We start from the raw sequence: 12,562 nt of genomic DNA, 5'->3' as shown, positions 1-12,562 counted from the left end.
TGGATTGTGAAAAAGGGACGACTAGCGCGGGATGCATCAGCTTAGACCGTTGCATGGCGCTTGTGGGGGCACCGAGAGTGGCAGCAGCAGGACCGCTCGGTGACCGCCTCGCGCCCGGGTGGAACTCGCGCCGGGAGCCGGTCTCAGCTCCCCCCACTGAGATCGGCTCCCCTCCAACCACCCGAGGAGGTACGTGATGAGGAGCCTCTACCGGCGTCTGGCCGGCGCTCTGGCCTGTCCACGGCTGCGGCACCGACGGGACTGGCGGCGTCTCTGGCGCTACTGTCGGTGCGGATTCCGCTGGCGCTGCCCGGACTCGGTCGAGCTGGTCCCGATGCCGTATGCGCCGGTGGTTCCGCCATTGCCGCCCGTGTCACCGTTGCCGTCGGTGTCTTCGGTGCTGCCGGCTCGGGCCAGGGCACGGAACACGCGTGATCCGATGTGGAGTGGCCGGGCGGCGCGGCGGACGGAACGCGCGCGGCGGACCGAGAGTGCCGGCCGGGTGTAGCGGTGATCGGCCCGGAGGAGCGCTGGCGGCGGCACGTGCCGAGACATCCGTCGTACCGGTGCCGAGCCTGCGGCGACGACTGGCCGTGCCGGGACGCGCGGCTGGCGCTGCTGATCGGGTTCCGGGGTGACCGGGTGGGGTTGATGGTCTACCTCGGCGGCCACCTGACCCGCGCCCTGCAACAGTTGCCGGACGTCCACCCCGCCCTGCTCGCCACCCGCTTCCTGCACTGGGTACCCCGCTCCTCGGTGCCCCACCGCCGCTGACCCGATGGCCGGCCACGGCAGCCGTCGCCACCGCGACATTCGCCGGGTGCTCTTGACCGAGACGCCTTGGTAGACGTGCGGGCCGACTGGGGAGCATCCGATGTGAAGACTGTCGAGCTGCCCCGCTTGTGCTCCCGGGGGGTGGGCGCACAGACGGGGCAGCTCGACAGTCTCCGTGACGGATGTATGCCGGCCGGCCCGCACCCGTCTTGCCGGCGAGTGGACCAGAGGCCCTTCCAGTCCCGAGCAGCTCGCGCTGGAAGGGTTGGGAAGGGCCCCTGGAATTCGCCAGCGGCTCAGAGGATCAGGAGGGTTCCGCTGGTCAGAGTGGTCTCCTGGGTGGTCAGGCCGGTCCAGTTGGTGGACAGCAGCAGCCGGTCGCCGTCGATCAGGGTGACCGCGACGCCGTCCCGGCCGCCGAGCAGGCCCCGGTCGGTGCCGGTGATCCGCAGGCTGAGCCCGCTGGCCACGGTGACCGGGCGGCGGGGATCGGTGACGTCGTACAGGCCGGCCCGGGTGCGCAGGTCGAGGCGGTCGGTGCCGCCGCCGGACCGTACGCCGAACGAGTCGAGCCCGACGCCCCGGATCTCGTACCTCCGGCCGTCCGAGCGGAACGCGACGGTGCTGGTGCCGGTGCCGCCGAGCCGGGTCTGCGCGACGAGCACGCTGAAGTCGAGGGGGGACTTCGGCTCCACCGGGTACGCCCCGGCCGACCGGTTCGGGGTCAGCGTGCCACCGCCGAGCACCACTGTGGTGCCCGGCCGGGCCACCTCGACCCGGGCCGTCGTGCTGCCGGCGTAGTTGCCGCCGAGCGTGACGGTCAGCTCCGAGTTGCCGGCCGGCAGCGTCGCCCGGCAACCCGCCACCGCCGCGAAGTCGTCGGTGCCCAGCGGCGCCGGTACGTCGGTGCAGAGGGCCCGGCCACCGGCGGCGAAGGTCACCGTGCCGGTCGAGACGTCACCCGGCCACGGCTCGGCACCGGAAGACGACGACGTCTCCCGGAGAGTGGCCTGGAGCAGCACCTCCGCGTTCCCGCCCGAGCCGGTCGAGACCAGGGTGTCGCCGGTGTACGCCAGCTCGGCAGCCTCCGGCAGCACCCGGACGGTGAAGGTGACGGTGCCGGCCAGCCCGTGCCGGTCGGTGACCGTCACCGTCACCGGGTAGTCGCCCGGGGTGGCCCGGTTGTTGCCGACGACTCCCCAGACCGCTGCCGCACCTGTCGCGTCCGGGTCCTCCGGCACCCTGCCGCCCAGCGACAGGCCGGCGGGCAGCCCGGTGGCGGTCGCGGTGAGCTGCCCCGGCCCGCCGTCCGGGTCGGTGGCGGTGATCCGCACCTCGGGCAGCAGCGGGTCGCTGTACTGCACCGTCAGCACCTCGCCCGGCCCGTCGAGGGTCACCTTCGGGGTGGCCCGGAGCGCGAGGTCGGCGTCGTTGAGGTCGAAGAAGACGTTGCCGACCGCCTCGATTTTGATCCGGGCCGCCTTGGCGCCGACGTTCGGCAGGGTCACCGTCTCGGCGCCGTCGTTGGCGGTGCGCTCCGCGAGGACGTACCCGAAGGTCTTTCCGCCGTCGACGGAGAGCGAGATCCGCACCTCAGCCACCCCGACCGGTGCGGCGTCGGTGCCGGCCACGTCCCAGCTCACCGGCAGCTCCGTGCCGCCGGTAAGCGTCTCGGCGGTGGCCTGCGAGGTGACCAGGAACGGCCCGGCGGCCGGGGCCAGGGTCAGCGCGGTGTCGGCGCTGCCGATCCCGCCCGCGCCCGGATGCCCGTCCCGGGCGGTGAGCCGGAAGTGCATGGTCCGGTCAACGGTGAAGCCGACCCAGTCGGCGGTGGGCAGGAACTCCGAGTAGCAGTCGACGACCTCCGGCGGCACGTTGCTGGCCCCGCCGCTCGGCGGTGCCGGCGGCGCAGCCGGGCAGCCGCCGGTCTTCGCGTTCGTGTTGCCGGCGGCTATCTGCGCCAGGTCCGGGAAGACCCGGGTCGGGTCGGTGCTGACCGCGTTCAGCCCGGGGGAGTGGTATTCCAGGGTGTCGGTCGGGCTGACGACCGCCGCCGTACCGAACTGCCGGAACAGCGGGCCGTTGGTCTTGGTGTTGCTGACCAGCGCCGTCCCGGCGGTGCTGCCGCCGTTGACGCCGCCCCGGTCGTTCTGCTCCCAGAGGTACGTCACCGTGTCGCCGTCAGCGTCGGTGGCGCTGCCGGTCAGCGCGAACGGGGTACGGACCGGAATGGTGTACGACGCCGGGGCGGTGACCACCGGAGCGTTGTTGCCGGTCTGCTCGACCCGCCAGCCGCCGTTGTCGATCGGGCCGCCCTTGACCGTCTCGCCGACGAAGCCGTCCATCCCGCTGGCGTCGCTGACGGCGAGCGGGCCGACGTTCACCGCCGCCACCGGGCCACCGGAGAAGGTGACCTGGAAACCGGTGTCGTCGAGCGTGCTGGCGCCGCCGAACGGCCCGACTGTGACCGTGGCGCCGGCCGGCCAGCCCGGAATTCCCTCGATCGCCGCCCTGATCCCGGCCGCGGTGTAGTTGCCGCCCCGGACGATCGGCGCCGACTCGGCACCGCCGAAGCTGAGCGTGAACGAGTCGCCGTCGGTGTCGAAGCCGCGCAGCGAGACGTTCTGCACCTCGTTCACCGCCGGCCGGTTCGCGGTTACGTAGCTGGTGATCTCGGTGTAGCTGCGCTGCGACCAGTACGGGTCGCTGTGCGGTTGCAGGTTGTCCTGCTGGCAGATGCCGGCGTACGCCATGATCGACGAACCGCTGCCCGGCTCGTACGAGTTGGTGGCGCTGCGGTTGCCGCCCGAGCAGTTCCACTGGGTGCCGTTGAAGGTGTGGTTGCCGGCGAACTGGTGGCCGATCTCGTGCGAGACGTAGTCGACGGCGAAGAAGTCGCCGACCGGGGTCGGCAGGCCGGTGCAGCCACGCGCCTTGTTCGCCCCGCCGACCACGCCCAGCCCGGCGATGCCGCCGCCGTTGACGCCCAGCCCGATGTGCCCGACGTCGTAGTTCGACGCGCCGACGAGCTGGCCGAGCACGATGTTGTTGCGGTTCAGCGTGCCGCTGGCGCAGGAGGAGAGCTGCGCCGCCGTGTAGCAGGGCGCCGCACCGCACGGCCCGTCCGCCCCGATCGCCTCCGCCGGTGTGTTCAGGTTGGTCTTCTCGGTCTGGTCGACCAGCACCAGCCGGATCGCCGTCTCGTCGGAGTAGATCTGGGTCACCCGGTTCACCAGGGTCACCTTGGCCGCCGTCACGTTCGCCGCACCGAAGTAGGCCGCGTAGGACGGGTCGGTCACCAGGGCCAGTCGGTACGTCCGCAGCGTCACGTCCCCGCCCGCCGGCTCCGGGGCGGCGTCGACGTCGTCGGCGAGTTCCCCGGCGGCGTGCGCCACGTCCTCCCGCTCGACGAACGGCTCGTCCGGGTTCGTGGTGTCCCGCACGAAGTAGCTGGCGTACCGGCCCTGGTCGGACCGGCTGTACGGGTCGACGTACCAGACGCCGTGCTCGGAGCGGACCGAGGCGTGGAAGCCCAGCGGGGTGAGGTCGGCCCGGACGGTCGCGCTCGGGTCGTCCAGCCCCCGGCCGGCGTACGTGCGGATCTCCGGGTGCCGGGCGGCCAGGCCGGGCGCCAGCACCGGCGAGTCGACGAGCGCGAACCGCTGGAACGTGCCGTCCGGGGTGGGCAGCAGCACCACCAGCGAGCGGTCCTGGGCGGTTCCGGCCCGCTCCTCGGGTGCCCGGTCCAGGGTGGCGGCGAGGCTCGCCCGGTCCAGGGCGTACCCGGTGAACCGCTCGGCCTGGATGTCGACGGGCCCGGCGGACCGGGCGGCGGTCGAGCCGTCGGCGAGCCGGGTCCACGGGTTGCCCGACCGGTCCGGCGCGGAGCTGGCCGGGGTCGGGCTGGCCAGCACCGGCAGCACGCCGGCGGTGAGGGCGGCCACCGCCAGGATGGCCAGGCGCCGGCGGGGCGCCGCCCGACCGCGGGTGGCGGTCGGTAACGAGAGGGTCGTCAACGCTGTCTCCTTGGGACTACTCCGGGCGCCGGTCGGTCGCGCGGGCGTTCCTGCCACCGGGTCGAATCCATCGACCAACTTCGGGGGTGTTCGCACGATAGGCGCCCGGGGCCGGTCGTGAACATCCCTCCAGCCGGTAGCAAGGCCAACCGGCCACTGTGTCCGGGCCGATCCGACCCGGCGGGGCTGGCGGCATCGGGGCACGGCGATCGGATAGCGTCGGGGCCATGCCCGAGACCGGTTATCCCTGGCCGATCGAGACCACCCGGCTGGACAACGGCCTGCGCGTGGTGGTCAGCGAGGACCGCAGCGCGCCCGTCGTCGCGGTCAACCTCTGGTACGACGTCGGCTCACGACACGAGCCCGCCGGCCAGACCGGCTTCGCCCACCTGTTCGAACACCTGATGTTCGAGGGCTCGGTGAACGTGGCCAAGACCGAGCACATGCAGTTGGTGCAGGGCTCCGGCGGTTCGCTGAACGCGACCACCAACCCGGATCGGACCAACTACTTCCAGACGCTGCCGTCCGAGCACCTCGCGCTCGCCCTCTGGCTGGAGGCGGACCGGATGGGCGGCCTGGTGCCGGCGCTGACCCAGGAGACCCTGGACAACCAGCGCGAGGTGGTGAAGAACGAGCGGCGGCAGCGCTACGAGAACGTCCCGTACGGGGACGCCTGGCTGCGCCTGCTGCCGCTGCTCTATCCGCCCGGCCACCCCTACCACCACGCCACGATCGGCTCGATGGCCGACCTGAACGCCGCCGACCTGGCCACCTTCCAGGCGTTCCACACCACCTACTACGCACCGAACAACGCGGTGCTCACGGTGGCCGGGGACGCCTCGCCGGACGAGGTCCACGCACTCGTCGAGCGCTACTTCGGCCGGCTCGTGCCGCAGGCCGACATCCCGCCCGCCCCGGACGGGACGGTGGTGCCGGCCACCGGGGTGCCGGTCCGGGAGGTCGTCGACGCGGACGTGCCGGCGCCGAGGGTCTATCTGGCGCACCGGACCCACCCGTTCGGCGGCCCCGGCTACGACGCGGTGACCGTGCTGGCCACGCTGCTCGGCAGCGGCCGGGGCAGCCGGCTCTACCAGCGGCTCGCCGACGGGGCCCGGCTCGCCCAGCCGGACAGCGTGGGCGCGTTCGGCGTCGACCTGGCGTACGCGCCGGCGCCGCTGATCGTCACCGCCACCGCCCGGGACGGGGTGACCGGCGAGGAGCTGGAGGCGGGACTCGCCGAGGTGCTGGACGGGCTCGCCGACGGGGTGACCGCCGCCGAACTCGACCGGGCCAAGGCGCTGCTCACCACCGGCTGGTGGCGGCAGCTCGCCAGCGTGGACGGCCGGGCCGACATCCTCGGCCGGCACGCCACCCAGCTCGGTGACCCGGCCCGGGCCGCCGACCGGCTGCCCGGCTGGCTGTCGGTCACCGCCGAGCAGGTGAGCACGCTCGCCGCCGAGCTGCTCGGCCCCACCGACCGGGCCACCCTGATCTACCGGCCCGAGACCCAGGAAGAGGCGTCATGACCGAGCCCGGTCCCATCCTGACCGCGCAGCGGCCGTCGGCCGGGGCGGCCCGGCCGTACCGCTTCCCCCGGGTGGTCCGCACGACGGTGGCCGGCGGCCGGGTCGTCGCCGCCCACCTGCCGGGGCATCATCTCGCCGTCGCGGGGTTGCTGCTCGACGGCGGCGCCGGGCGCGAGCCGGTCGGCCGGGAGGGGCTCTCCGGGGTACTGGCGAAGGCGCTGGAGGAGGGGACGACCCGGCGCGACTCCACGGCGTACGCGCTGGCGCTGGAAGGGCTCGGCACCGAGCTGACCATCGCCAACGACTGGGACGCGTTCCAGGTCAGCGTGCAGGTGCCGGTGCAGCGGCTGCCGGCCGCGGTGGAGCTGCTGGCCGAGGCCGTCCGGACCCCGCGCCTCGACCCGGCGGACATCCTCCGGGTACGCGACGACGAGGTCACCGCGCTGCGGATGTACTGGGCGAACCCGGGTCCCCGGGCCGATGCCGCGCTCCGGGCGGACCTGTTCGGGGCCGACCAGCGGCCGGGCCGCCCGATGGACGGCGATCCGGACTCGGTCGCGGCGGTCACCGTCGACGACGTGACCTCGTTCCACGCGAACTGGCTGACCCGGCTCGGCACCCTGCTCGTGGTCGGCGACCTCGACCGGATCGACCTCGACCAGCTCGCCAGCACCGCGTTCGCGGGCGCGGACGGGCACGCCGAGCCCGCCGGCCCCCCGCTCGACGTGCGGGTACGCGACAAGCGGCGGATCATCCTGGTCGACCGTCCCGGGTCGGTCCAGTCCACGCTGCGGCTCGGGCACCCGGCACCGCACCGGGCCCACCCCGACTACGTGCCGATGACGCTCGCCGCCACGGTGCTCGGCGGGGCCTTCACCTCCCGGCTGAACCACCTGATCCGGGAGGTACGCGGCTACACGTACGGGATCAGGTCCGAGTTCGGGCACTCCCGGCGGTTCGGGCGGTTCGTGGTCAGTTCCGGGGTGCAGACGGCGGTGACCGCGCCGGCCCTGGTGGACGCGGTCGGCGAGATCACCCGTACCCGGGACGCCGGGGTCACCGAGCCCGAGCTGGCGGTCGCCCGCGCCTGGCGGGCCGGTCAGCTCTCGGTGGAGTTGCAGACTCCCCGGGCCATCGCCAGCGCGCTCGCCACGCTCGTCGTGCACGACCTGCCGGACGACTACCACGCGACGCTGCGCGAGCAGCTGCTGTCGGCGGCCGAGCCGGCGGTGTCGGCGGCGGCCGGGACGCACCTGCACCCGCAGGGGCTGACCCTGGTGATCGAGGGCGACGCGGCGCTGATCCGGGACGAGCTGGTCGCCAGCGGACTCGGCGAGGTGGTGGACGCCGCCGACTGAGGCGGCCTGCCGGGCGGCCGGGCCGAGGCGCCCGCCGGGCGGGCCGGCCGCTGCTCTGCTGGGCGGGCCGGCTGCCCGCTGCTCTGCTGGGCGGGTCGGCTGCCCGGATGCTGGGCGGGCCGGTAATCGGCTTGCCGGGGTCGCCGGGCCGCTGGGTAGCCTCGCGGTATGAGGATCGGCATTGTGGGGGCCACCGGGCAGGTCGGTGGCGTGATGCGGCGGATACTCGCCGAGCGCCAGTTCCCGGTGGACGAGCTGCGGCTCTTCGCCTCGGCGCGGTCGGCGGGGCGGACGCTGCCCTGGCAGGACGGCGAGGTCATCGTCGAGGACGCGGAGACGGCCGACTACACCGGCCTGGACATCGCGCTCTTCTCGGCCGGAAAGGGCACGAGCAAGGCGCTGGCCCCCCGGGTCGCCGAGTCCGGCGCAGTGGTGATCGACAACTCGTCGGCGTGGCGGATGGACCCCGAGGTGCCGCTGGTGGTCGCCGAGGTCAACCCGCACGCCGCCGGGGTACGCCCCCGGGGCATCATCGCCAACCCGAACTGCACCACGATGGCGGCGATGCCGGTGTTGCGCCCGCTGCACGCCGAGGCCGGCCTGGTCAGCCTGGTGGTCGCCACCTACCAGGCGGTCTCCGGTTCCGGGCTGGCCGGGGTCGCCGAGCTGGACGAGCAGGTCCGCAAGGTCGCCGACGGCGCCGCCGCGCTCACCCACGACGGCCGGGCCGTGGAGTTCCCGACCCCCCGGCAGTACGCCCAGCCGATCGCCTTCAACGTGCTGCCGCTGGCCGGCTCGGTGGTCGACGACGGGTCGGCGGAGACCGACGAGGAGCAGAAGCTCCGCAACGAGAGCCGCAAGATCCTGGAGATTCCGGAGCTGAAGGTCTCCGGCACCTGCGTCCGGGTGCCGGTCTTCACCGGGCACTCGTTGCAGGTGAACGCCGGCTTCGCCCGGCCGCTGAGCCCGCAGCGGGCCCGCGAGCTGCTGGCCGGGGCGCCCGGGGTGGCGCTGGCGGACGTACCGACGCCGCTGCTGGCGGCCGGGCAGGACCCGACCTACGTCGGGCGGTTCCGGGTCGACGAGACCGTCCCGCACGGGCTGGCCTTCTTCTGCTCCAACGACAACCTGCGCAAGGGCGCGGCGCTGAACGCCGTGCAGATCGCCGAACTGGTCGCCGCCGAGTCCCGCTGAGGGTCCGCCTACGGACCGGGCAGCGGTAGGCTGCAAGCGATCTTCATTCCGGAGGTGGGCGGCATGGTGGGCGGCACGGACGGCCGGACCGAAGAGGCGCTGCTCGGCATCGTCCGGGACGGGTCGCTCGGCGTGCTGGCGACCCTCAAGCGGGACGGCCGGCCACAACTGTCGAACGTCAACTACACCTACGATCCGGACCGCAGGCTGATCCGGGTCTCCGTCACCGACGGCCGGGCCAAGACCGCCAACCTGCGCCGCGACCCGAGGGCGAGCTTCCAGGTAAGTACGGCCGACGGCTGGGCGTACGCGGTCGCCGAGGGCATCGCCGAGCTGACCCCGGTGGCGGCCGGGCCGACCGACCCGACCGTCGAGGAACTGATCGACGTCTACCGGGCGGTCCAGGGCGAGCACCCGGACTGGGACGACTACCGCCGGGCGATGGTGGCGGACCGCCGGCTGGTGCTGCGCCTCCCGGTCGACCGCGTGTACGGCGTACCCCCGCGCACATAACGCGCACCTTCCCCTTCTCCGGCCTGCCCGCTTCGGTGCCCACTTTCCGGTTCCGTTGCCGAACCGTGCGCCTGTACCCGTCAGGGCGGAGTGTCGCCCGGTGGCGACCTGTCCGGGCGGGCGCCGCGGCGTTACGTCGTGGCCTGCCCGGGTAGACCGCCTCGGCCGACATTGAGAGGGGAGCAGGATGACGACCGTCGGAGAGTTCATGACGACCCGCCTGGTGACCATGGACGGCGGCGACACGCTCACCGCTGCCGCCCAGGAGATGCGGGACAGCGCCATAGGCGACGTGATCGTGACCAACGGGGACGACGTGATCGGAATCGTCACCGACCGCGACATCACGGTGCGCGGGGTGGCGGAACAGTTGAACCCGGCCAGCGCCACGTTGAGCGAGATCCTCAGCCAGGACGTCATCACCGTGTCGCAGTACGACGACGCGGTCGCCGCCGCCGACCTGATGCGTACCTACGGCGTACGGCGGTTGCCGGTGGTGGAGGAGGGCCGGTTGATCGGCCTGGTCTCCCTCGGCGACCTCGCGGTCGAGCGGGAACCGCAGTCCGTGCTCGCCGACATCAGTGCCGATGAGCCGAACAACTGAGACCAGCCCGACGGGTCCGGATGACAACGGCGTCCCCGGACTCGTCGGGCTGCGGCGGGCCGGGCGAGCAGGGCGTGGGAGGGCAGGGCGATGGACCAGAGCACGCAGTTCTTCGAAGGGCTCAACCACCGGCCCCCGGAACCGCTGCTGAGCAAGATCCGGGGAACCGTCCGCTTCGAACTCGAATCGGACACCGGTGTCGACGTCTGGCTGCTGGTCTTCAGCGCCGGCAGTGTCAGCGCAGCCCAGACGGCCCGGCCGGCGGACTGCACCATCCGGACCGACCGGACCTTCTTCAACCTGGTCGCGGCCGGCGAGGCGGACACGTTCGCGGCGCTGCTGCGCAACCGCCTCACCATCGAGGGGGACCTCCGGCTGTTCCCCTACCTGAACCACCTGGTGCCCGGCCCACCGGGCGCGCACGATCCCCGGCAGTGGGCGCGGCAGCGGGGGCAACGGCCATGAGACCACTGGTCAGCATCCTCGACGGCAACACCTTCGTGGTCAGCGACGACCGGGGCGACATCGACCCGTCGCCGGTGTTCCCGACCGGACTGTTCTCGTTCGACACCCGGTTCCTCTCCAAGTGGGAACTGACCCTCGACGGGCACCGGCTCAGCGTCCTGTCCGTGGACGACCTCCAGTACTTCGAGTCGCAGTTCTTCCTGGTCCCGGGCGAGCCGACGCACTACGTGGACGCCAAGTTGTCGGTGATCCGGCACCGTACGGTCGGCGGCAGCTTCGTTGAGGACCTGACCGTGCTCAACCACGAGGACCGGGCGGTCGAGCTGGCCGTCCGGATCAACGTGGAGAGCGACTTCGCCGACCTCTTCGAGATCAAGGACGTCCGGGAGAAGACCGGCGGCACCAACGTGTTCGTGGAGAAGGACCGGCTGCGGCTCTGCTACCAGCGGGAGACGTTCCGGCGGGAGGCGATCATCACCTCGACCGCGCCCGCCGACTTCGACCAGGGCGGGTTGAGCTTCACCCTGCGGATCGGGGCGCACCAGCAGTGGCAGACCCGGTTGCGGGTGGAGACCCTGGTGGAAGGGGCCGGTGGCCGGGACATCCGGCTCAGCATCCAGCGGCACCGCAGCCGGTCCCCGGAGACGCTGCGCCGGGACCTGGACGAGTGGCTGGAGCGGGCGCCGAAGCTGACGAGTGACAGCGAGCCGCTTACCGAGACGTACCGGCGCAGCCTGATCGACCTGGCCGCGCTGCGGTACACGCCGCTGCTCTCCGGGCCGCCGTTGCCGGCCGCCGGCCTGCCCTGGTTCATGACGATGTTCGGCCGGGACAGCCTGATCACCTGCTTGCAGACCCTGCCGTTCACCCCGGAACTCGCCGGCCCGACGCTGCGCTACCTGGCGATGACCCAGGGGGTCAGCCTGGACGACTTCCGGGAACGCGAACCGGGCAAGATCCTGCACGAGATCCGGTACGGCGAGTCGACCGCGTTCGAGGAGCAGCCGCACTCGCCGTACTTCGGCTCCGCCGACTCCACCCCGCTGTTCGTGATCCTGCTCGACGAGTACGAGCGGTGGAGCGGGGACGTCGAGCTGGTGACGACGCTGGAGCAGGAGGCGCGGGCCGCGCTGAACTGGATCGACCACTACGCGGACATGATGGGCAACGGCTACGTCTGGTTCGAGCGGCGGAACCTGCGCAACGGGCTGGAGAACCAGTGCTGGAAGGACTCCTGGGACGCCATCTCGTACTCCGACGGGCGGCTGCCGGCGTTTCCCCGGGCCACCTGCGAGCTACAGGGCTACGCGTACGACGCGAAGATGCGCGGCGCCCGGCTGGCCCGGACCTACTGGCAGGACCCGGTCTACGCCGACCGCCTGGAGCGGGAGGCGGCGGAGCTGAAGCAGCGGTTCAACCGGGACTTCTGGGTCGCCGACGGCGAGTACTACGCGCTGGCCCTGGACACCGAGGGTGGCCAGGTCGACGCGCTCACCTCGAACATGGGGCACCTGCTCTGGAGCGGGATCGTCGACGAGGACCGGGCCGCGAAGGTGGCCGAGCACCTGCTCGGTGCACGGCTCTTCTCCGGCTGGGGGGTGCGGACGATGGCCGAGGGGGAGGGCCGGTACAACCCGATCGGATACCACGTCGGCACGGTCTGGCCGTTCGACAACTCGCTCATCGCCTGGGGGCTGCGCCGCTACGGCTTCCGGCACGAGGCGGGCCGGATCGCCGAGGCCATGATCGACGCGGCGCGCTTCTTCGGTGGCCGGCTCCCGGAGGCGTTCGCCGGCTACGACCGGGCGCTCACCAAGTACCCGGTGCAGTACCCGACGGCCTGTAGTCCGCAGGCGTGGTCCACCGGTACCCCGATGTTGTTGATCCGGACCCTGCTGGGCCTCGACCCGCACGGCGAGCACCTGGTCGTCGATCCGGCCCTGCCCGAGCACATGGGCCGGATGGAGCTGCTGGACATCCCGGGCCGGTGGGGTCTGATCGATGCCTTCGGGCGCGGCCGGGCGGAGCACGGCCAGGCGCCCTCGAACCGGGTCGACTAGCCAGGTGTCGCCCCAGCACCAGCGGATGCGTGTGCCGGACGAGCCGGAAGGG

At 72.7% G+C, this 12,562-nt stretch carries 9 protein-coding genes; 8 read left to right on the top strand and 1 reads right to left on the bottom strand.

What is annotated here, in order from left to right; all coding sequences use genetic code 11:
- Positions 1 to 510: 510 nt before the first annotated feature.
- A complete protein-coding gene (locus ACN28A_RS06440; protein ID WP_421393303.1) occupies positions 511 to 774 on the top strand; it encodes a flavin reductase in 264 nt (87 codons plus the stop codon).
- Positions 775 to 1,070: 296 nt separating this feature from the next.
- Here the strand turns inward: ACN28A_RS06440 and ACN28A_RS06435 are convergent, their stop codons facing one another.
- Positions 1,071 to 4,790 (bottom strand): M12 family metallo-peptidase, encoded by a 3,720-nt coding sequence (locus tag ACN28A_RS06435; protein ID WP_421393302.1) that lies wholly within the window; start codon positions 4,788 to 4,790, stop codon positions 1,071 to 1,073.
- A 227-nt stretch (positions 4,791 to 5,017) separates the two neighbouring features.
- On the opposite strand from ACN28A_RS06435, the gene ACN28A_RS06430 reads away from it, so the two are divergent.
- The 7 genes from ACN28A_RS06430 to ACN28A_RS06400 all read left to right on the top strand — a co-directional run bounded on the left by ACN28A_RS06430 (position 5,018) and on the right by ACN28A_RS06400 (position 12,510).
- Positions 5,018 to 6,316 carry a M16 family metallopeptidase gene (locus ACN28A_RS06430; RefSeq protein ID WP_421393301.1) on the top strand — a complete coding sequence of 433 codons (1,299 nt, stop codon included), beginning with the start codon at positions 5,018 to 5,020 and terminating at the stop codon, positions 6,314 to 6,316.
- Positions 6,313 to 7,674: a M16 family metallopeptidase gene (locus ACN28A_RS06425; protein ID WP_421393299.1), complete on the top strand. Its 1,362-nt coding sequence runs from the start codon at positions 6,313 to 6,315 to the stop codon at positions 7,672 to 7,674. Before ACN28A_RS06430 ends, ACN28A_RS06425 begins: the two co-directional genes overlap by 4 nt.
- Positions 7,675 to 7,842: 168 nt before the next feature.
- The gene (locus tag ACN28A_RS06420) at positions 7,843 to 8,868 is read left to right on the top strand and encodes an aspartate-semialdehyde dehydrogenase (protein ID WP_421393298.1); all 1,026 of its coding nucleotides are present in this window, start codon (positions 7,843 to 7,845) and stop codon (positions 8,866 to 8,868) included.
- Positions 8,869 to 8,931: 63 nt separating this feature from the next.
- Positions 8,932 to 9,381, top strand: a complete 450-nt coding sequence (locus ACN28A_RS06415; protein WP_421393296.1) for a PPOX class F420-dependent oxidoreductase — start codon at positions 8,932 to 8,934, stop codon at positions 9,379 to 9,381.
- 187 nt (positions 9,382 to 9,568) lie between these two features.
- Entirely contained in the window at positions 9,569 to 9,985 is a 417-nt protein-coding gene (locus ACN28A_RS06410; protein WP_421393294.1) for a CBS domain-containing protein, read from the top strand.
- Positions 9,986 to 10,075: 90 nt separating this feature from the next.
- The gene (locus ACN28A_RS06405) at positions 10,076 to 10,450 is read left to right on the top strand and encodes an SCP2 sterol-binding domain-containing protein (RefSeq protein ID WP_421393293.1); all 375 of its coding nucleotides are present in this window, start codon (positions 10,076 to 10,078) and stop codon (positions 10,448 to 10,450) included.
- A complete protein-coding gene (locus tag ACN28A_RS06400) occupies positions 10,447 to 12,510 on the top strand; it encodes a glycogen debranching N-terminal domain-containing protein (protein WP_421393291.1) in 2,064 nt (687 codons plus the stop codon). The genes ACN28A_RS06405 and ACN28A_RS06400 overlap by 4 nt, the downstream gene beginning before the upstream one ends.
- The last annotated feature ends 52 nt before the right edge of the window (positions 12,511 to 12,562 follow it).

It is taken from the genome of Plantactinospora sp. WMMB782 (assembly GCF_049179135.1).
Classification (GTDB): domain Bacteria; phylum Actinomycetota; class Actinomycetes; order Mycobacteriales; family Micromonosporaceae; genus Plantactinospora.
The sequence above is the reverse complement of the archived record's forward strand: the minus strand, read 5'-3'. Positions and strand labels throughout refer to the sequence as shown.

Bases quoted from the DNA above. Each gene is read 5' to 3' on its own strand.
- ACN28A_RS06430 (WP_421393301.1), top strand. From the start codon at position 5,018: ATGCCCGAGACCGGTTATCCCTGGCCGATCGAGACCACCCGGCTGGAC.
- ACN28A_RS06425 (WP_421393299.1), top strand. From the start codon at position 6,313: ATGACCGAGCCCGGTCCCATCCTGACCGCGCAGCGGCCGTCGGCCGGG.
- ACN28A_RS06420 (WP_421393298.1), top strand. From the start codon at position 7,843: ATGAGGATCGGCATTGTGGGGGCCACCGGGCAGGTCGGTGGCGTGATG.
- ACN28A_RS06415 (WP_421393296.1), top strand. From the start codon at position 8,932: ATGGTGGGCGGCACGGACGGCCGGACCGAAGAGGCGCTGCTCGGCATC.
- ACN28A_RS06410 (WP_421393294.1), top strand. From the start codon at position 9,569: ATGACGACCGTCGGAGAGTTCATGACGACCCGCCTGGTGACCATGGAC.
- ACN28A_RS06405 (WP_421393293.1), top strand. From the start codon at position 10,076: ATGGACCAGAGCACGCAGTTCTTCGAAGGGCTCAACCACCGGCCCCCG.
- ACN28A_RS06400 (WP_421393291.1), top strand. From the start codon at position 10,447: ATGAGACCACTGGTCAGCATCCTCGACGGCAACACCTTCGTGGTCAGC.